This is a genomic window from Streptomyces sp. 1114.5, from assembly GCF_003635085.1.
In the GTDB taxonomy this organism is placed as follows: Bacteria; Actinomycetota; Actinomycetes; order Streptomycetales; family Streptomycetaceae; genus Kitasatospora.
Genome location: NZ_RBXE01000001.1, coordinates 786559 through 805723 on the forward strand (window position 1 = coordinate 786559; position 19165 = coordinate 805723).

At 74.2% G+C, this 19165-nt stretch carries 17 protein-coding genes; 7 read left to right on the forward strand and 10 right to left on the reverse strand.

The features are described 5' to 3' along the window. Positions 1-364: 364 nt before the first annotated feature. Complete coding sequence (locus BX285_RS03365) at positions 365-1576, forward strand: MFS transporter (RefSeq protein WP_121174436.1); 1212 nt, start codon at positions 365-367, stop codon at positions 1574-1576. Positions 1577-1814: 238 nt separating this feature from the next. Here BX285_RS03365 and BX285_RS03370 read toward each other — a convergent pair whose 3' ends face one another. The 4 genes from BX285_RS03370 to BX285_RS03385 all read right to left on the reverse strand — a co-directional run bounded on the left by BX285_RS03370 (position 1815) and on the right by BX285_RS03385 (position 5577). After that, positions 1815-2918 (reverse strand): LacI family DNA-binding transcriptional regulator, encoded by a 1104-nt coding sequence (locus BX285_RS03370; protein WP_097236598.1) that lies wholly within the window; start codon positions 2916-2918, stop codon positions 1815-1817. Between the two features lie 44 nt (positions 2919-2962). Beyond that, complete coding sequence (locus tag BX285_RS03375; protein ID WP_257032454.1) at positions 2963-3307, reverse strand: DUF4229 domain-containing protein; 345 nt, start codon at positions 3305-3307, stop codon at positions 2963-2965. Positions 3308-3482: 175 nt separating this feature from the next. Beyond that, positions 3483-4007 carry a GNAT family N-acetyltransferase gene (locus tag BX285_RS03380; protein ID WP_121174437.1) on the reverse strand — a complete coding sequence of 175 codons (525 nt, stop codon included), beginning with the start codon at positions 4005-4007 and terminating at the stop codon, positions 3483-3485. A gap of 175 nt (positions 4008-4182) precedes the next feature. Then, on the reverse strand, positions 4183-5577 hold the full coding sequence (locus tag BX285_RS03385; RefSeq protein ID WP_097236601.1) for an MFS transporter: 1395 nt from the start codon (positions 5575-5577) through the stop codon (positions 4183-4185). A gap of 120 nt (positions 5578-5697) precedes the next feature. On the opposite strand from BX285_RS03385, the gene BX285_RS03390 reads away from it, so the two are divergent. Further along, positions 5698-6669, forward strand: coding sequence for a GlxA family transcriptional regulator (locus BX285_RS03390; RefSeq protein WP_097236602.1), 972 nt, complete (start codon positions 5698-5700; stop codon positions 6667-6669). A gap of 423 nt (positions 6670-7092) precedes the next feature. Here the strand turns inward: BX285_RS03390 and BX285_RS03395 are convergent, their stop codons facing one another. Continuing rightward, positions 7093-7566 (reverse strand): ATP-binding protein, encoded by a 474-nt coding sequence (locus tag BX285_RS03395; protein WP_097236603.1) that lies wholly within the window; start codon positions 7564-7566, stop codon positions 7093-7095. 621 nt (positions 7567-8187) lie between these two features. Between BX285_RS03395 and BX285_RS03400 the strand changes: the two genes are divergently transcribed. Together BX285_RS03400 and BX285_RS39105 are read left to right on the forward strand one after the other, a co-directional pair. After that, positions 8188-8808 (forward strand): sigma-70 family RNA polymerase sigma factor, encoded by a 621-nt coding sequence (locus BX285_RS03400; RefSeq protein WP_121174438.1) that lies wholly within the window; start codon positions 8188-8190, stop codon positions 8806-8808. Beyond that, positions 8805-10025, forward strand: coding sequence for a zf-HC2 domain-containing protein (locus BX285_RS39105; protein ID WP_121174439.1), 1221 nt, complete (start codon positions 8805-8807; stop codon positions 10023-10025). Before BX285_RS03400 ends, BX285_RS39105 begins: the two co-directional genes overlap by 4 nt. Before the next feature lie 35 nt (positions 10026-10060). Here BX285_RS39105 and purU read toward each other — a convergent pair whose 3' ends face one another. Together purU and BX285_RS03415 are read right to left on the reverse strand one after the other, a co-directional pair. Then, entirely contained in the window at positions 10061-10927 is an 867-nt protein-coding gene (gene purU / locus BX285_RS03410; protein WP_257032455.1) for a formyltetrahydrofolate deformylase, read from the reverse strand. A 116-nt stretch (positions 10928-11043) separates the two neighbouring features. Continuing rightward, positions 11044-11478 carry an SCO4402 family protein gene (locus BX285_RS03415; RefSeq protein ID WP_257032456.1) on the reverse strand — a complete coding sequence of 145 codons (435 nt, stop codon included), beginning with the start codon at positions 11476-11478 and terminating at the stop codon, positions 11044-11046. 255 nt (positions 11479-11733) lie between these two features. On the opposite strand from BX285_RS03415, the gene BX285_RS03420 reads away from it, so the two are divergent. Next, positions 11734-13032 carry an ABC transporter substrate-binding protein gene (locus BX285_RS03420; RefSeq protein WP_097236607.1) on the forward strand — a complete coding sequence of 433 codons (1299 nt, stop codon included), beginning with the start codon at positions 11734-11736 and terminating at the stop codon, positions 13030-13032. A 37-nt stretch (positions 13033-13069) separates the two neighbouring features. On the opposite strand, the gene BX285_RS37080 is transcribed toward BX285_RS03420, so the two are convergent. Together BX285_RS37080 and BX285_RS03430 are read right to left on the reverse strand one after the other, a co-directional pair. Next, complete coding sequence (locus BX285_RS37080; RefSeq protein ID WP_183106992.1) at positions 13070-14287, reverse strand: hypothetical protein; 1218 nt, start codon at positions 14285-14287, stop codon at positions 13070-13072. Between the two features lie 210 nt (positions 14288-14497). After that, the gene (locus tag BX285_RS03430; RefSeq protein ID WP_097236609.1) at positions 14498-15874 is read right to left on the reverse strand and encodes a transcriptional regulator; all 1377 of its coding nucleotides are present in this window, start codon (positions 15872-15874) and stop codon (positions 14498-14500) included. A 306-nt stretch (positions 15875-16180) separates the two neighbouring features. Here BX285_RS03430 and BX285_RS03435 point away from each other — a divergent pair, with 306 nt between their 5' ends. Further along, positions 16181-16891, forward strand: a complete 711-nt coding sequence (locus tag BX285_RS03435) for a bifunctional DNA primase/polymerase (RefSeq protein ID WP_097236610.1) — start codon at positions 16181-16183, stop codon at positions 16889-16891. Between the two features lie 427 nt (positions 16892-17318). Here the strand turns inward: BX285_RS03435 and BX285_RS03440 are convergent, their stop codons facing one another. Further along, the gene (locus BX285_RS03440; RefSeq protein ID WP_097236611.1) at positions 17319-18011 is read right to left on the reverse strand and encodes a metal-dependent transcriptional regulator; all 693 of its coding nucleotides are present in this window, start codon (positions 18009-18011) and stop codon (positions 17319-17321) included. Between the two features lie 220 nt (positions 18012-18231). Between BX285_RS03440 and BX285_RS03445 the strand changes: the two genes are divergently transcribed. Then, positions 18232-18996, forward strand: coding sequence for a sugar isomerase domain-containing protein (locus BX285_RS03445; RefSeq protein WP_097236612.1), 765 nt, complete (start codon positions 18232-18234; stop codon positions 18994-18996). Positions 18997-19165 lie beyond the last annotated feature (169 nt).

Below are 19165 nucleotides of genomic sequence, written 5' to 3' on the forward strand. Positions count from 1 at the left end.
GACAGGAGAGGTCGGCCCCCGGTCAGGGGCGTGCCGCCGCAATACAGCTCGGGGCAGTACAGCGCAGGGCGCGACAACGGCGCGGGCTGTCCACAGCACCGGTCAGAGCGCACGGGCGGGCGGCGCCGGGCAGCTGGCCCGGGCCGTGCATCCGCAGTGCGTCTGAGGTGGTCATGGCCGACACGTTAGCAGTAAAGGTTTGAGATGTTCAAAGTACTTGTTTGAGGTCAAGGCGAGATCCGGACACGAACCAGGCTGACGCCCCATCAGTTCGCACCGACCGGTCCGATTGACCGGCGAGCAGTTATACGTATAACTTTGACGACGTCCCCGCCCCCGCCTGCCCAGACCGGAGAAGACGCCGATGGGCTACCTCGCCCTGCTCCGCGCCCCGCACGTCACCCGCCTGCTCCTCGGCACCCTGCTCGGCCGCCTGCCCGCCGGCATGACCGCCCTGGTGATCGCCCTCGCCCTGCGCGAGGCCGGCACGCCGTACGGACGGATCGGGCTGGCCACCGCCGCGTACGCGATCTCGGCGGCCGTCGGCGGCCCGGTGCTCGGGCGGATCGTGGACCGCACCGGGCAGCCCCGCGTCCTGCTCGCCTCGGCCGTGGTGGCCGGCGGCGGGTACGCGCTGCTCGCCCTCGCCCCCGGCTCCCCGCTCGCCGCCCCGGTCGGCGCCGCGATCGCCGGCCTGGCGATGCCGCCCCTGGAGCCCTGCCTGCGCTCGCTCTGGCCGGACGTCGTCGAGGAGGAGCAGCTCGACACCGCGTACGCCTTCGACTCCGCCTCCCAGCAGATCCTCTACGTCGCCGGGCCGCTGGCCGTCGCCGGGATCGCCGGCCTCTTCAGCCCGGTCGCCGCGCTCTGGGTGGCCGCCGGACTCGGCCTGGCCGGGGCACTGATCGTGGCCACCGCCGCACCGGCCCAGGCCTGGCGCGCCCCGGTCCGCGCGGAGTCCGCCGGACTGCTCGGGCCGCTGCGCTCCCCCGGCCTGGTGCTGCTGCTGGTCGGGCTGGCCGGGGCCGGCTGGGCGGTCGGCGCGCAGAACGTGCTGTTCATCGCCTACGCGGAGCACCACACCGGTGCGCTCCCGGGCGGCGCGGGCACCCTGCTGGCGCTGGCGGCGCTCGGCGGCCTGCTCGGCGCACTCGCCTACGGGGCGGTCAAGTGGCGGCAGACCACCGCCACCCGCACCTGGGTGATGGCGCTTGCGATGGCCGCCTCCTACCTGCCGCTGGTCACTCTGCCCGGGCCGTACCCGATGGCCGCACTGGCCTTCCTGTCCGGCGTCATGCTGGCTCCACTGCTGGCGGCGGCCTTCGTGCTGGTCGCCGAACTGGCGCCGACCGGGACGGTCACCGAAGCATTCGCCTGGCTGGTGACCCTGTTCGCCACCGGCAACTCGCTCGGCTACGCCGTCTCCGGCAACCTCGCCGAGGGCTCGCTGCGCGCGGTCGCGCTGTGCGCGGCCGGCGGGATCGCGCTCGGCGGGCTGCTGCTCTTCGGCGCCCGGCGCTGGTTCCGCGCGGCGCCCGTCGCGCCCCGCCTGGCCCAGCCCGTCCCGGTGGGCTGAGCCCGGCCCCACAGACGACTGCGCCCGCCGGGGGTCTGGCCGGCGGGCGCAGTCATTCCTTCCTACGGGTGATCAGCTGTGGCGGCCCCGGCAGCCCCAGGCGATCACGGTCAACAGCACGCCGCAGCCGAGGACGGCGATGCCGAGCGCGGCCGGCAGCACGCCCCCGCCGGAATCGTGGGCAGGTCGAAGCGCACCGCGTACTCCGGCGATGGTGGTCTTGGCGGCGTCGAACGCGCTACGCCGACGCGGTGGAGGAGCGCAGCACCAGCGAAGTGGCCAGCGGCGCCACCGGCTCCACCCGCTCCCCGCGCAGCAGGCCCGCCAGCGCGGCCGCGCCCGCCCGGCCCAGCTCCTCGCCCGGCAGGTCGACGGTGGTCAGCGGCGGAGCGAGCAGCGCGGCCACCGCCACGTTGTCCATGCCGACCACGGACAGGTCCTCCGGCACCCGCAACCCCCGCTCGGCGGCGGCCTGGTAGACCCCGGAGGCGACCACGTCGTCGTCGCAGATCACCGCACGCGGCCGGTCCGCCCGGGACAGCAGCCGGTCCGCGACGGCTCGTGCGGCCCGGTGACCGTCGTTCAGGCTCACGCCCAACTCCACGACTTCCAGGCCGAGTTCCCGGACGACCCGCTCGAAGGCGGCCTGCCGCACCCGGAACGTGTACGCGGCGTGGCTGGAGCGCAGCCGCCCGATCCGGCGGTGGCCGAGGGCGGCCAGGTGCTCGACGGCGGCGCGCATCCCGCCGGCCACGTCGAGCTCCACGGTCGGGCGGGTGCGGTCGGTGCCCGGGTCGGCGTCGAGGAAGACGGCGGGGGTGTCGGCGGGCAGTTCGCCGAGCTGGCTGTCGTCCGGGGAGCAGATCAGCAGGCCGTCGAAGCGGCCGGCGGTGGCGGCCTCGGCGAGGGTGGCGCTGCCCCAGCCGGAGCTGACCACGACCGCCAGGCCGTGCCGGCCGGCCTCCTCGTGGACGCCCTCCAGCACCCGGCCGAAGAACGGGCCCTGGAGATTGGGCACGGCGAGCAGGATCATCCCGCTGCGGCCGAGCCGCAGCTGTCGGCCGGCCGCCTGCGGGCGGTATCCCAGGCTGCGGGCGGCCTCCCGGACCCGCTGGCGGGTGGCCTCGGAGACCCGGCGGCCGGCCTCGGCACCGGAGAAGACCAGGGAGACGGTGGCCTGGGAGACCCCGGCGAGCCGGGCCACGTCCCGCCCGGTGGGCCGGCGCACGGGGGCCGGCCAGGTGCCGAGCGCACTCTCGGCGGGCGGCGGCTCGGGCAACAGCTCGGGCGTCTGCTCACGAGGCGCCTCGGGCGGCGGCACGGAGTCTCGGGTGGCGGGCACGGCGGCTGCGGCGGGGACTCGGCGGGCGGGGGGTGGGGCCGGGATCAGTTCTGCCCGGCGGCCGCCGCGCGGGCGGCGTCGTCGGCGGCGTCCTCCTCGGCGTTCTGCGCGGCGATCCGCTCGGCGGTACGGCTGCGCAGCCCGGAGACCTTGCCGCTGATCTGGGCCGACATCTCGTCGCGCTGCCTGCCCAGCAAGGCGTAGCTGATCGGCGCGGAGGCGACCGCGGCCAGCAGGAAGAGGAAGATCACGCCGGCCTCGCCGCTGACCGGGATGACCTGGAAGTGCCCGAGCAGCAGGGCCACCAGCAGGCAGCCGAGGAAGATGCTGACCCGCAGGGAGGTGTAGCGGAGCGTGGCGTGCGACTTATCCGGGCCGTTGCTGCTCACTGGAACACATCCTTCTCGTTGCGCGGGGCGGGTCCTGGCGCGGGGGTGGGTGCTCCAGTCAAGCATGCCTGACGGGCGGCGCGGACCGTCCCCCCTCCTGCCCGAAGTCGGGCAAGGGGGACGGGTCGCCCGCCCCGGCCGCTCCCGCCCGGTCACCCGTCCGCCCCGTCCGGGGTCAGCGCAGGTCGAGCCACATGGTGATGTCGTCGCGGTCGTCCCCGGGGGCGACCCGTATCGCGGCCGGCACCCGGCCGACCTCGCGGTAGCCGCTGCGGGCGTAGAAGTGCTCCAGCCCCAGGCCGCCGCGCGCGGTGAGCCGCAGCGCCTCCAGCCCCCACTCCCGGGCCACCCGCTCGGCCTCGGCGAGCAGCCGGGCGCCGTGGCCGAAGCCCTGGAAGTCCGGATGCACCATGACCCGCTTGAGCATCCGCCAGTGCTCCATGGGTTCGAACCGCATGGACTCGAAGAACAGCACGCCGACCAGCCGGCCGGTGTCGTCGTGGGCGGTCAGCAGCCGGTTCGGGCCGTCCGGCCCGACCCCGGCGAACTGACGGTCGGCGGTGTCCCACACCTCGTCCTCGGTGACCGGCGCCACGAAGCCGACCGCCCCGCCGGCATTGGTGACGTCAGCCCAGAGCCGGACGATCTCCGTCCGCAGGTCGGGGTCGAGCTTCGGGTCCAGGGTGAAGGTGAGCACCATGGGGTGGAGCCTAGGGCCTGTCCGGCGGATCTTGCCGGGCGCACGACGCCGGATCATCCCGCCTGGACGCACGCCCGAATCGTCCAAGTACACCCAGTACGAGGGCGATTCGGGCGCACGCCCAGACGGGCGCCCGACGCCGCGCGCTGATCCGACAAGATCCGCCGGACAGGCCCTAGGCCTCCGCACCGACAGCCTTCACCGCGGTACCGGCGCCACCCGGCCGGTCGCTGCGCAGCGCCAGGCAGAGCCCGACCGCGACCACGCAGAGCGCGCCGGCGCCGTACCAGGTCAGGTCGTAGTTCCCGAGCGCGTCGCGGGCCAGGCCCGCCAGCCCGGCGACGACGGCCGCGCCGATCTGGTGGCTGGCCAGCACCCAGCCGAAGACGATCGGGGCGTCCTCGCCGAAGTGCCGGCGGCACAGCGCGACGGTCGGCGGCACGGTGGCCACCCAGTCCAGGCCGTAGAAGATCACGAAGGCGAGGATCGGCGGCTGCAGCGAGCCGGCCAGCAGCTGCGGCAGCAGGAGCAGGGACAGGCCGCGCAGTCCGTAGTAGACGGTCAGCAGCAGCCGGGAGTCGACCCGGTCGGTGAGCCAACCGCTGAAGATGGTGCCGAGCACGTCGAAGACGCCGATCAGGGCGAGCAGGCTCGCGGCGGTGGTGACCGGCATGCCGTGGTCGTGCGCGGCCGGGATGAAGTGGGTGCCGACGAGGCCGGCGGTGGTGGCGCCGCAGATCGCGAAGGAGCCTGCCAGTAGCCAGAACGCCCGGCTGCGGGCGGCGTCGCGCAGCACCCGCAGCGAGCGGGCCAGGGCGCGGCCGTCGGCGGCGGGGGCGGGAGGCTCCTCGGTCGCACCGTACGGGAGCAGGCCGATGTCGGCGGGCCGCTCGCGCATCAGCAGCAGGACGGGGACGGCGACGGCGCTGGCGGCGAGCGAGACCACGACCACGGCCGAGCGCCAGCCGTGCTGCTCCACCAGCCAGGCGCCGACCGGGAGGAAGACCAGGTTGCCCGCCGCGCCGGCGGCGGTGAGCACCCCGGTGACCAGGCCCTGGCGGGCCCGGAACCAGCGCCCGGTGATGGTGGTGGCGAACGCGCCGGCCATCGAGCCGCTGCCGAGGCCGACCAACACGCCCCAGCAGAGCACCAGTTGCCAGGGCTCGCGCATCAGCATGGTGAGCCCGGAGCCGACCGAGATGGTCAGCAGCGCGCAGACCACCACCAGGCGCACCCCGAACCTGTCCATCAGGGCGGCGGCGAAGGGGGCGGTGAGGCCGTAGAGGGTCAGGTTGACGGAGGTGGCGCTGGAGATCGTCCCGAGCGACCAGCCGAACTCGTTGTGCAGGGCGTCCATCATCAGGCTCGGCGTGGAGCGGAAGCCGGCCGAGCCGAGCAGGACGAGCAGGGAGACCCCGGCCACCACCCAGGCGTAGTGCACCCGGGCACGCCCGGCCGCGGCGGGCCGCTCGGAGTCGGTCGGGGCCGAGCCGTTCGAGTCGGAGCCGTTCTGGTCGGGGCCGGTCGGATCGGGGACGGGTGTGGGGGTGAGGGCGCTGCGTTCGGTCACGCGAACGAGTGTTCCGGGCGACCGGGGCCCCGACGAGTGGCCTGAATGACAGCTTTCGCAAGATTCGGGCCACAACCGGGCGTACGCTGGCCCGGACCCACCGACACCCGAGGGGAGCCCATGGCACACCTGGTCGCGGTACTCGCCCTGGACGGCGTGATCGCCTTCGAACTCGGCATCCCCGCCCGCATCTTCGGCGGCGCCAAGGGCCCGGCCGGGCAACCCCTCTACGAGGTGGCCACCTGCACTCTGGACGGCCAACCGGTCGCCACCAGCGCCGACTTCAGGGTCATGGTCGACCACGGGCCCGAACTGCTGGAACGGGCCGACACGGTGGTGATCCCGGCCTCCGCCGACTCCGGCCCGGCCGTCGCCGACGCCTGCTTCACCCCGGAGCTGGCCGCCGCGCTGGCCCGGATCCGGCCCGGCACCCGGCTGCTGTCGATCTGCACCGGCTCCTTCATCCTGGCCGCCGCCGGCCTGCTGGACGGCCGCCCGGCCACCACCCACTGGCGCTACACCGAGCGCTTCGCCCGGCTGTTCCCCCGGGTGCTGCTCGACCCCGACGTGCTCTACACCGACGACGGCGACATCCTCACCTCCGGCGGGGTGGCCGCCGGGGTGGACCTCTGCCTGCACGTGGTACGGCGCGACCACGGCAGCGCGGTGGCCAACGCGGTGGCCCGCAACTGCCTGGTGCCGCCGTGGCGCGAGGGCGGCCAGAAGCAGTACGTGGAGGCCCCGAGCCCGGTGGACGCCGAAGGCACCGGCACCGCCGCGGTGCGCGCCTGGGCGGTGGAGCACCTGGACCAGCCGCTCGCGCTGCGCCGGCTCGCCGACCGGGCCGGCATGAGCGTACGGACCTTCACCCGGCGCTTCCGCGAGGAGACCGGCGCCAGCCCGGGCCAGTGGATCACCACCCAGCGCACCGAACGGGCCCGCCAGCTGCTGGAACGGACCGATCTGACGATCGACCAGGTCGCCCGGGAGTCCGGCTTCGGCACCGCCGCCTCACTGCGGCTGCAGCTGCGCGGCCGGCTCGACGTGGCGCCGAGCGCCTACCGGCGCACCTTCCGCACCGTCCCGCAGTAGGTCCGTACCTGCTCAGCGGCGCCGAACGCCGAAACGCCGGCCACCGGTGGCCGGATATCGCCGTGGCCCGGCGGCGCGCCGGGCGGCGCAGTGGATGGCGGCACACCGTGTGCACCCCGAGCACGGCACGGCAGGCCGCCATCCAACCGCGACGCGCGGGCCCTGACCCCGCGCCGCGGCCTCCGCACTCGCCGAGGAGCGGTCCGCGACCGACCGTCCGCGGCCCCTTCGCTGACACGATCCCCCTGGACAGCGGCACCGCGGCGGTGGACGGACGTCCCCTCGGCGTCCCCTCGCGACGGAGAGCCGCACCCAAGCGTGATCAGTCGGATACGTCACGTCAATGGGTAGTCCGAAATTCGGAATGGTTGCGTCACCTTTCGGCCGGTGATCGCCAGGGGCCACCGGCCGCCGCGGAAGCCGCTATTGCGCCAAAGCCGCCCAGTCCACGTCTGCCAGCGGGTCGGCCGGGCGGGCGTCCGCGCCGATCTCGCACCAGACCCGCTTGCCCGAGCCGTCCGGGTACCAGCCCCAGCGCTCGCAGAGCAGTTCGACCAGCTCCAGGCCGCGCCCGTTGGTCGCCTCCTGGTCCGCCCCGGCGTGCCGCGGGGCCGGGGCCGTCTCGCTCGCGTCGGCGACCTCCACCCGCAGCGGGACGGCCGGGCAGCCCTGCGGCGCGTCCTCGGCCATCGGTAGGCAGAGCCGCAGCACGGCCGGACAGCCGGTGTGCACCACGGCGTTGGTCACCAGCTCCGACACCACCAGCACCACCGTCTCGGCCATCGGCGCATCCGGGTCCACCCCGTGGTTCAACAGCCGCGAGCGCACCCACCGACGGGCCCGGCCGACCTCGGCGGGGTCCGCCTGCACCGCCAGCTGTACCTGAAGAACCTGCACCGCTCCACCACCTGCACTCGCAGTTCGGCCTAAGTCCCGATCGTGCCGGATCGACCGGCCGGCGGGCCCTCGCACTCCGCCCGGCGCCACCCGAGCCGCACCCGGGCGTCCGCCCGGTCCGTCCACCCGCGCCCACTCGTCCGCGCCCACTCGTCCGCGCCGACTCGTCGGTCGCGCACCGGCCGCGACACGAATACGCCTCAGGATGGGCGGGCCGGCGGACCGCAGCAAGCGCTTCGGGCATATTCCGGCGATCGGGGGACAGCGCAGTGCATACTGTCCCGCTCACTCTCGCGAGCCTCGCACCGGCGCTCGTCCGACCCGGGACGACCCGGAACGACCCGGAACGACCCGGCCGGCCTGGGGCGACCGGCGACGGCCCGCCGCGGTTCCGCAGTCGGGAACCTACCGCCGGACACCCCGGGAGCCCCGCCCGCCACTCACGAACCACCCGTGCGACATATGTCCAGCGGCGCTCGAACAGCGGCTGCCTGACGGCCCGTTGCCGCACCGGCGAATCCGTGCGGAAGGATTCCGTTCTTGCCCGAATCCCTCCGCCGCGCGCCGACCGCAAGATACCGTTGGGTAAGCCAGCGAACCCGGGCAGGAGGGTGGTTCCCGATGGCCACCCCGGAGCGGACCCCGCGCTGGGACGAGCAGTTGCAGCGCCGCCTCGCCCGCGGCGAGGAGACCGCGCTCGGCGAACTCTACGACCAGCTCGCACCGATGGTGCACGGCCTGGCCGGGCGGATACTCGCCGACCAGGCCGCCGCCGCGCAGCTCACCCGGGAGATCTTCGCCCACGCCTGGGAGCACCCCGAGGACTTCGACCCCGCCCGCGGCACGCTGCGCTCCTGGCTGGGCACGCTCACCCACCGCCGCGCCGTCGAGCGGCTGCGGGCGCGGCGTGCCGCCGAACGACCGCCGGGCGGTGACCTCCTGGGCGCCGAGGCGGAGATCCGCGCCGTGGCCACCGCCGCGCGCATGCAGTACGTGGTCGACTCCCTGCCCCGATCCCTGCGTGAGACCATCGCGGTGACGTACTACGACGGCCGCACCTACCGGGAGACGGCCCGGCTGCTCGGCATCAGCGAGCAGGCCGCCAAGCAGCGGATGCGGCTCGGCCTGGCCCTGCTGGCGACCGAGTTGGCCGACGAACCGGTCCAGCAGCCGGTCAACGGGCCGCTCGACGGGCCGCTCGACGAACCAACGGGTGACGACGCCGGGGACGGGGAGACGTGAGCAGCACGGAGGAGCAGCACGACGCCCTGCGCTCACTGCTCGGCGCCTGGGCCCTCGGCGCCTGCCCGACCCGCGAGGCCGCCGAGTTGGAGCTGCACATGCGCGGCTGCCCGGAGTGCGCCGAGGAGGCGGCCCGGCTGCACGAGGCGGCCGGCTGGCTCTCCCTGGACGAACCGCTGGACCAGCCCGGCTCGCTGCGCCAGCAGGTGCTCGACTGGTGCCTGGCCCGCCGCCCGGCGGAACTGCCCGTCCCCGCCTGGGGCATGCCGTACACGGCGGAGACCGCCAAGCTCGACGCGCTGCTGCGCGACCTCGGCCCGGAGGAGTGGCAGGAGGTGGCCGAACTGCCGTGGCACGGCGGCTCCGGCCGGCTGCGCCCGGCCGAGGTGCTCGGTCACCTGACCGCCGTGGACGGCTTCCTGGCGCTCGCCCTCGGTCTGCCCGACCCGGTGCCGGCCGCTCCGGGTGCACCGGGCACACCGGTCGCCTCGCGCACTCCGGGCGCACCCGCCGTGCCGGCCGAACGCCGGGTGCCGCCGCAGGGCGGCCCGTACGCCGCGATCTCCGACCGCACCGCCCGGATGATCGCCGGGCAGAGCGCCCTGCCGCCGCAGTCGGTGCGCGCCCGGTGGCGGCAGCAGAGCCACGACCTGGTGCGCAGCGCCGCGCTCGCCCCGCAGGGCAACACCCCGGTCGACTACGGCTTCACCGTGCTGCCGTTGCGCGACGCCTTCGTGGACCGCGCCTTCGAGTGCTACGTGCACGGCGAGGACGTGGCCCGGGCGGTCGCCTACCCGTACGACCCGCCGGCGCCGCAACACCTGCGGCAGATGGTGGAGCTGGTGGTCCGGCTGCTGCCCCGGGCGCTGGCCGGCCTGCGCGCGGCGCAGCCCCAACCGGTGGGGGCACCGGCCGGGAACGGTCCGACCGCCCGGCGGCTGCGGCTGGTGGTCGACGGCCCGGGCGGCGGCGAGTGGCTGGTCCCGCTGGACGGCGGGGACGTCACGGCCGGCCCGGGCGGCACGGTCGGCACAGTGGGCCCGGAGTCGGGCCCGCCCGGCGGGGAGCCGGTGGCCTCGATGGCGGTGGACGGCCTGGAGCTCTGCCAGTTGGCCGCCGCGCACCGCGACCCGGACCGGCTGCCGGTCGGCGAGCACGGTGACCGGGCCGCGATCCGCGAGGTGCTGCACGCGCTCCCGCTGCTGTCGCGGCCGTGAGGCCGGCAGCGGCTGTCAGCGCCCGCTCGCCCCGCTCAGGCGAAGACGACCGTACGGGTGCCGTCGAGCAGCACCCGGTGCTCGCTGTGCCACTTCACCGCGCGGGCCAGCGCCTGGCACTCGACGTCCCGGCCGAGCGCGACCAGCTGGTCGGGGCTGACGTCGTGGGTGACCCGGGCCACCTCCTGCTCGATGATCGGGCCCTCGTCCAGGTCGGCGGTGACGTAGTGCGCGGTGGCCCCGATCAGCTTCACACCCCGGGCGTGCGCCTGGTGGTACGGCTTGGCGCCCTTGAAGCTCGGCAGGAAGGAGTGGTGGATGTTGATCACCCGGCCGGACAGCTCGGTGCACAGCTGGTCGGAGAGGACCTGCATGTAGCGGGCCAGCACGACCAGTTCGACCTGCTCCTTGGCGACCAGGTCCAGCAGCTGCTGCTCGGCCTCCGCCTTGGTGTCCCTGGTGACCGGGATGTGGTGGAAGGGGATCCCGTAGCTCTCGGTCAGGTCCTGCAGGTCGGTGTGGTTGGAGACCACCGCGGCGATCTCCACCGGCAGGGCGCCGATCCGGGTGCGGTAGAGCAGGTCGTTCAGGCAGTGCCCGAACTTGCTGACCATGAGGATGATCCGCATCCGCTGCTCGGTCGGGTGGATCTGCCAGTCCATCGCGAAGGAGGCGCCGATCGCGGCGAAGCTGGCCCGCAGCTTGTCGGCGGTGACCGGCTCGGGGGCGGAGAAGTGCACCCGCATGAAGAAGAGTCCGCTGTCGCCGTCCCCGAACTGCTGGCTGTCGATGATGTTGCAGCCGGTCATGAAGAGGTAGCTGGAGACCGCGTGGACGATGCCCTGCTTGTCGGGGCAGGACAGCGTGAGGACGTACTGGGCGCCGGCCGACTGCTGTTCCACTGGGGGTATCCCGTTCTGAGCTCGTGACGTGCGTGGACGGTCCAGCGTGTCACATCCTGGACATCCGCCGCCCCGCTGCCCGTACTGCGGGACGGCACCGTCCGGACCCGCGTGCGTCAGACCTGGGTGAGGATGCGCAGCACGTCCAGCGACTTGGGGGCCGCGTCCGGGTCGTCCCCGTCGCCCGTGGCCAGCGCGACGTGCGCCTCGCGGGCGGCCCGGACGGTCTCCGGCCAGCCGGGGTGGCCGAGGTAGGCGGAGGCCGGGGCGTCCGCGCCCACCTCGTGCAGCATCTGCACGGCCCGCAGCACCGCGACGTCGACCAGCGCGGCCTCGGCGGAGTCCCGGAGGATCGTGCCCACGTACTTCTCGGCCGACCAGCGGTCCAGCCAGGTGTCCTCGACCAGCCGGTAGACGGCGTCGGTCACGTCCCCGTACCCCTCCCGGCCGGTCAGCCAGGCCTCCTGCTGGAAGGCGGGGTCGGACAGCATGTGCAGCGCCGAGCGCAGTCGGGCTCGCCAGCGCCACCAGGGCAGGTCGTTGAGCGGCATGCCGCCCATCGTGCTGGAGCGGTGGCCCGGACGAGAAGGGTTTCGGGCGGACCGGTGCGAAGAATCTGTGCTGACGGACATGGTGAACGATCGTACGTTCCCCTTCTGTTCGTACTCCACTCGCGATCTACACGCGTCCCCCGCCGGATTTCAGCTGCCGTTTGCCGACCGTTCGCATTTCTGCCCTCTCGGCTTGTGGCGCCGGGGCTTGGCTGGTTCCGGTGCGCCGGAGTGCGCCCCAGAGAGGGAAGACCGATGACCAGCCGAAGGGACTCGTTCCAGGGCCGTCCCCCCGTCGCGCGGCGCCGCCGCCGACGCCCCGTCGCCGCCGCCGTCACCGCCGCGGCGCTGCTCCCCACCCTCTTCTCGGCGTCCGCGTGCGGCGGAGCTGCCGACGCCTCCGGCGGCAACGACCTGACCGTGATGACCTGGGCGCCGTCCGGCACCGGCTCCGCCGACCGGCCGGGCATGACCGCGCTCGCCTCCGCCATCGGCCAGGACGTCAACATCAAGGGCGGACTGAACGGCCGCCGGCTGCGGGTGATCACCTGCAACGAGCACAACTCCGCCGACGGCGCCCGCGCCTGCGCCCAGCAGGCCGTGGACGCCGGGGCCGCCGCCGTGATCGGCTCCTACAGCCAGTGGGGCGAGGCCTTCATGCCCGTCCTGGAACGCGCCGGGATCCCGCTGATCGGCGGCTACGGCCTCTCCCAGCCCGAGTTCTCCAGCCCGCTGTCCTACCCGGTGGACGGCGGCCTGCCCGCCCTGATCGCGGGCAACGGACGGCAGCTGGTGGACGCCGGCTGCAAGACCGTGTCGCTGGTCCGCCCGGACACCCCGGCCGGCGACAACCTGATCGGCTACCTGGGCACCGCGCTGCGCCCCGCCGGGATCAGGCTGCAGGACGTCAAGGCGCCCGAGCAGTCCTCCGACTACGCCCCGGTGGCCCGCAAGGCGATCGGCAAGGACGAGCCGGGCAACTGCGTCACCAGCGCGCTGGCCGCCGAGCCCACCGGCAACCTGCTGGACTCCTACCGGCGGCTGACCCCGAAGAACACCCGGATCGCCTCGGTGATCGGCAGCGTGCAGCAGTCGGTGGTCGACTCCACCGGCGGCGACTCCGGCCCGCTCAACGGCGCCTACGTCACCAGCTGGTACCCGCCGGAGTCGGCGAAGATCTGGGACGGGCTGCGCGGGGTGGTCCGCGCCGACACCACCGGCGGGAGCACCATCGACGTCTCCGACCCCGGGGTGCAGACCACCTGGGTCGCGTACGAGGTGTTCAAGATGGTGACGCAGAAGCTGTCGGAGGCCGGCAAGCCGGTCACCGCGAAGTCGATCGCCGGGCTGCTGGACAGCGGCGAGGGCATCGACGTCGGCCTCACCCCGCCGCTGAACTGGGGCGCCACCAACATGTTGCCCAGCACCGCCTCACCCCGGCTGGTGAACACCTGGGTCACCTACCAGGTGGTCAAGAACGGGCGGATGACCCTGCAGCAGCCGGGCTTCGTGGACGTCCGCTGGGTGCTCACCGGGGGCCGCCCGCCGGCGTGACGCGGTGGGGTGGCGCCGCCTCGGCGCCGCCCCACCGCTACAGGTCGCCGTCGCTGCGGCTGGGCAGGCCGGTCTGGACGGCGATCGCGTTCCACAGCGTGGAGGCCTGCTTCTTCGCGGTGGTCGCGGTGCCGCTGGCCTGGACCGCGTTCTTGTAGTGCTGGTTGTCCTGCTTCTTCGGGTCGCAGGAGCCCTGCGCGTCCTGCGCCCAGGCCGCGTACTCGTCGTCGGCCTGGGCCGAGGCCGTCCAGGCCGCGTTCAGCTGCTCGACCAGCTGCTGGCCGCCCGGCAGCTTGTCGGTCTTCAGCTGGCCGAGCTTGGTCTGCAGCTCGCGCCGCTTGCCGGCCGCGGCCGTGAGGGCCTGCTGGGAGTCGGGGAGCTTGTCGCACTTCTGCACCGAGGCGACCGCGGAGACCACCGAATTGCGGCTGTCGCTCGCGGTGCCCAGCAGGTCCGACAGCGGCTGCGCCTGCGCCTTGACCTCCGGGTCGACGGCGGCGCCGGAGCCGCTGGTGCCCCCCGCGCCGGGGACGGAGCTGCTGCCGGTGGCGGCCACCGGGGTGGTCTTCCTGTCGTCCTTGGGGGTGCCCCCGCCGCTCATCAGGACGGCGACCAGGATGCCGGCCGCCGCACAGCCCGCCACCACCCCGCCGATGATCAGCTTGCTGGAGGGGCGGCCGCGCCGGGCGGAGCCACCGGCCTGGGTCGCGTCGAAGCCCTGCCCGTGGTCCGGGGCGTAGCCCTGGCCGTGGTCCGGGGCGTAGCCCTGGCCGTAGTCCTGCGCCGGGTAGGCCGGCTGGGGCTGCGCGGCCGGCGGGTACGCCTGGTACCCGGGCGCGACCTGCTGCTGCGGGTAGCCGCCGGACTGCGGGTCGGCGACCGGGTAGGGCGGCAGGTGCTGGGTCTCCGGAGCGGGCTGCTCCGCCTGCGGGCCGCCGTACCCCTGCTGCGGCCCGCCCCACGGGGCACCGTGCGCGGGCATCGGCTGGCCCGGCATCGGCTGCGCGGGCATCGCCTGGGTCGGCAGCGCGTGCCCGCCCTCCCCGAGGTACTCCGGCTGACCGGACGGCTGCCCCACCGGCGGCACGGCCGAGTGGCCCTGCGGCTGGCCCGGCTGGCCCGGCTGCCCCTGGTACGGCGGCTGGCCCGGGAACTGCGGCTGGCCCGGCTGGCCCTGCGGCTGACCGGGCTCGGGGCGGAACAGGTCGTCCAGGTTGAAGTCACCCGAGTTGGGGTACGAGCGGCGCTGACTCAACGCGATTCCTCACCTGTGCAGGACCGCGCGCTGACGGCGGACCACATCTCGTCGGTTCTTGGGAGCATCACAGTTCCTTGGACGTCGCGCCCACGCTACCGGTTCGCCTCACCGGGTGACCACGTGGGCGGGACATCCGTCACGCTCCCTGTCCGGACGGTCACGGGCCGCTCCCGGTCAGGCCGCTCCCGGGTCAGGCCGCTCCCGTGGTCAGGCCGCCTCCGCGTCCGCCCGCGCGTGGAACTCGCGGACCACCCGCTGCTCCCGGTAGGGCTCCAGCCGGCGCCGGAACTCGTCCAGGTACTCCACGCCCCGGTTGGAGCGCAGCCCGCTCAGCAGCCGGACGGCCTGGGTGCCCGTCTCGCAGGCCCGTTCCAGGTCCCGCTGCTGCAACTGCGCGGTGGCCAGCAGCACGAGGTCGACCGCGCGGCGCCGTACCCGGGTCGGCGGGTGCAGGTCGAGGGCCCGGCGGGCGTAGTGCTCGGCCTGGCCGGCCTGTTCCAGGTCCCGGTGGCAGTGGGCCAGTTCGTCGGCGAGGTAGGCGTCGTCGAAGTGGGCGATCCAGTCCGGGTCGTCCTCCGGGCGGCGTTTCTCCATCATCTCCAGTGCCTTGGCCGAAACCGCCTCGCAGGAGCGGGCGTCGCCGAGCAGGGCGTGGCCGCGGGCCTCGGCGGCGTAGAACATCGCCATCGCCGTCGGGGTGGCCACGGAGCGGGCGCCCTCCTGGGCGGCGCGGGCGAGTTGGGCGATCTCCCTCGGGTTGCCCAGGGTGGCCGCCAGGTGGCTCATCGAGGCGGCCAGCACGTAGCCGCCGTAGCCGCGGTCGTCGGCCGCCTGGGCGAGCCGCAGCGCCTGGATGTAGTAGCGCTGGGCGAGCCCGGGCTGGCCGGTGTCCACCGCCATGTAGCCGGCCAGTTCGGTCAACCGGGCCACGGCGGCGAAGAGTTGGCGCCCGGTCTCCTCCCGGTACGCTCCGCCGAGCAGGCCGGAGACCACCGAGTTGAGGTAGTGCACGACGACCGGGCGGACGTGGCCGCTGCCGAAGCGGTGGTCCAGGTCGACCAGCATCACGGTGGTCGCCTTGATCGCGGCCACGTCGGTCGGACCGACCCGCGGGCCGCCGGCGCGCGCCACCACCGGGTCCGGCGGGGTGATCAGCCAGTCCCGGCTGGGCTCCACCAGCGCGGAGGCGGCGACCGTCGCCCCGGTCAGGAAGTCCCGCCTGCCGACGTCGCTGCGCCACAGCTCGCAGACCTGCTCCAGGGCCGCGTTGATGGTGGGCGCGAACTGCAGCCCGATGCCGGAGCTGAGGTTCTTGCCGTCCGCCATGCCGATCTCCTCGACCGACACGCTGCGGCCGAGCTTGCGCCCCAGGGCCTCGGCGATCACGGCCGGCGCCTGCCCGCGCGGCTGCTGCCCGCGCAGCCAGCGGGCGACGGAGGTCTTGTCGTACCGAAGGTCCAGACCGTGCTCGGCGCCGCAGAGGTTGACCCTCCGGGCCAGGCCGGCGTTGGAGCAGCTGGCCTCCTGGATCAGTTGCTGCAGACGCTCGTTGGGCTGTCGTGCGACGAGTGGTCTCGCGGCCATTGGGCTTCGCCTCCCCACACCCTCCGGTCCCGGCCGGCGGGCGACGATTCTGCTGATCTGTTGCCGACTGTCCGACCGTCCAAGGAATCTGACACCAGGTTAGCGATCAGCGACGCCAGCGGGATACCCACGGTGACGATCCGCACCCCCCCTGCGCCCTGGGAAATGCTCCCGTGCGCCCCCGCTGCGCCCGCTCCCGACCGCACCAACACGGATGAGTAACCGGAACGGGTGACATTGCCGGGATGCGCCCAACCGGGCACCGTCGAGCCGTAACCCGCCTCACGCACGGTAGTTGAGCAGCGCGTGGAAGACATCCCCGACGCCTCCGGCCAGGACAAGAACGCCGGTCTGCCCCCGCTGCTCATCGAAGCCGTCGGCTACGCCGAGAACCGCCACTGGGAGGTGGCCCCGGGCGCCTGGCTGGTCGACGGCGACGGGCCCGCGCACTGCTCCTGCGGCGACCCGCGCTGCGCGCTCCCGGGCGCCCACCCGCTCGACGCGGACTGGGCCCGCAAGGCGAGCGCCGGGCCGGGCGCGGTGCGGCGCTGGTGGACCGAACGCCCGCAGGCCTCGATCCTGCTGCCCACCGGCCGGTCCTTCGACGTCCTGGACGTGCCGGAGACGGCCGGCTGCCTGGCGCTGGCCCGGATGGAGCGGATGGACCTCCAGCTCGGCCCGGTGGCGGTGCTGCCCGCCGCGCCGGGGCGGGTCGGCCGGCGGCTGCACTTCCTGGTGCTGCCCGGGGTCGCGGCCAAGCTCCCGGAGATGCTGCGCAAGCTCGGCTGGCCGCCCGGGCGGCTGGACCTGGTCGCCCGCGGCGAGGGGGACTGGACGGTCGCCCCGCCGTCCCGGATCGGCTCCACCGGCTACGCCCAGTGGGCCCGCTCCCCCTCCGCGCTCAACCGCTGGCTGCCCGACGCCGCCGAGCTGATCAGCCCGCTCGCCTACGCCTGCGGCCGCGAGGCGCCCGCCCACCACACCGCCCAGGCCGCCCAGCCGGCGCCGGTGGGCTGACCGGGGCCGCCCGGCGGGTTCACCCTCCCCCGAACGGCCGCCCTACGCCTATCGGGCGAGGGCGCGCACCGCGCGACACAACGCGCACGAGTGACGGGCCTTGTCTCCCACCGGAGACGGGGCCCGTCATACGCATGTCCGGATAAGGCTTCCATGTACCCGCTGGTCAACCGGAAAAGCCCCCCGTACGGGTGACAGCACTCAAGGATTGCCATGATCGGCCGAGGGGAGGAATTGCGGTGCGAGGGGGCGCCGCAAGGGGAGCTCGGACGGGGAAGCCGGGCGAGGCGCCGGAGGGGAGCAGGGAGGGACGGAGGGGACGGAGGGGACGGGAGGGAAAAGGAGGGGAGCAGGGAGGGACGGGGAGGACGAGCGGGGCCCGCTGCACGGGAAGCAGCGGGCCCCACTCCGACGTCTGCGGTGCCGGTCAGGCCTGGGCGACGAAGACGTGCTGGGCGATGTCCTTGCCCAGCTCCGCCGCGTTGTCCCCGGTGCCGACCAGCACGCCGCCGACGCCTGCGGTCACCTTGACCGTCGAGCCCGGCCGGACGCCGGCCCGGCGCAGGGTGCTCATCAGCACGCTGTCGGTCTGGATCGGCTCGCCGATCCGGCGGACCACCACGTCGGCCCCGGCCTCGCCCGGCTTGACGGTGTCCAGCGGGACGAGCCCGGCGTCGAAGCCCTCACCCTCGGCCTTGGTGTCCCCCAGCTCGTCCAGGCCCGGGATCGGGTTGCCGTACGGGGACTGCGTGGGGTGGCCGAGCATGGCGAGCACCTTGCGCTCGACCGTCTCGCTCATCACGTGCTCCCAGCGACAGGCCTCCTCGTGCACCTGGTCCCACTCCAGGCCGATCACGTCGACCAGCAGGCACTCGGCGATGCGGTGCTTGCGCATGACGCGCACCGCGAGCCGACGGCCGTCCTCGGTGAGTTCGAGGTGCCGGTCCCCGGCGACCTGGAGCAGCCCGTCGCGCTCCATCCGGCCGACAGTCTGGCTGACCGTGGGACCGCTCTGTTCCAGGCGCTCGGCGATGCGGGCACGCATCGGGACGATGCCCTCCTCCTCCAGCTCCAGGATGGTGCGAAGGTACATCTCAGTGGTGTCGATCAGCCCAGACATCGCCGCTGGCTCCGTTCTTCGGTGTCCTCACCGCCAATTCTGACGTACCCGGGCCGCAACCGGGCCCGCCCAGGGGCGTCGGATGCCGGTTTTCGTCGCTGTTGACAGCGGTGGCACCGGGACGCGACGGTGCTCGCCGTAGCTTTCTCCACCGGCGGTCCGGACCACTGCGACCGCCCCGCCCGGCCGGCTCCCCCACCGGCAGAGAGTAAGGCACCGGATGAACGACCTGGTCGGCAGCTACTTCGATGCTGCGATCGCCCACCTCCGGCGGGTCCGCGAGGAGGAGGCCGAGACCATCGAGGCCGCCGCCGCGCTGCTGGCGGAGGCGGTCACCGAAGGTCGCCGGGTGTTCACCTTCGGTGCCGGACACTCCGCACTGCCGGCCCAGGACGTGGTCTACCGGGCCGGCGGGCTGGTCCCGGTGAACCTGCTGAACGTGCCGGGGACGACCGGGGTGACGGTGATGCCCGCGCCGCTGTCGAGCGCACTGGAGCGGGTCTCCGGGCTGGCCACCGCGACCCTGGACCTGACCCCCGCGACCACCGGCGACCTGCTGTTCGTGATCTCGCTCTCCGGCCGCCAGACCATGCCGGTCGAACTCGCCCGGCACGCCCGGGACCGCGGGCTGAAGGTGATCGGGGTGACCTCGCTGGCCTATCCGGAGGAGGTGCCCTCGGCGCACCCGTCCGGCACCTACCTGAAGGACCACTGCGACGTGGTGCTGGACAGCAAGATCGCGGTCGGCGACGGGGAGCTGACCCACCCGGGCGCCGAGACCACCTTCGGCCCCGTCTCCACCGTCGTGACCAGTGCACTGATGCAGGCCGTGGTCGCCTCCGCGGTCGGCCGGCTCGCCGACCGGGCGGCCGCCGGGGACGCCCCCGCCCCGCCGCTGTTCCGCTCCGGCAACGTCCCCGGCGGCACCGAGTGGAACGCCAAGCAGATGGCCGACAACGCCGACCGGGTCTTCTACACCTACTGACCCGCCCGCCGCCGCCCACTGCTCCCCCGGAGCCGGACACGCTCGGTGCCGGATCGAACACGGGGCGTACCGGACAATCCACCGCGCCTTCCCGGCCATTGCGGGCCGCCCCGGCCGTCCCCAGGCGTACCGGGAAGGCCCCCGGGGCAGGAGAGCGGTGCGACCGGAG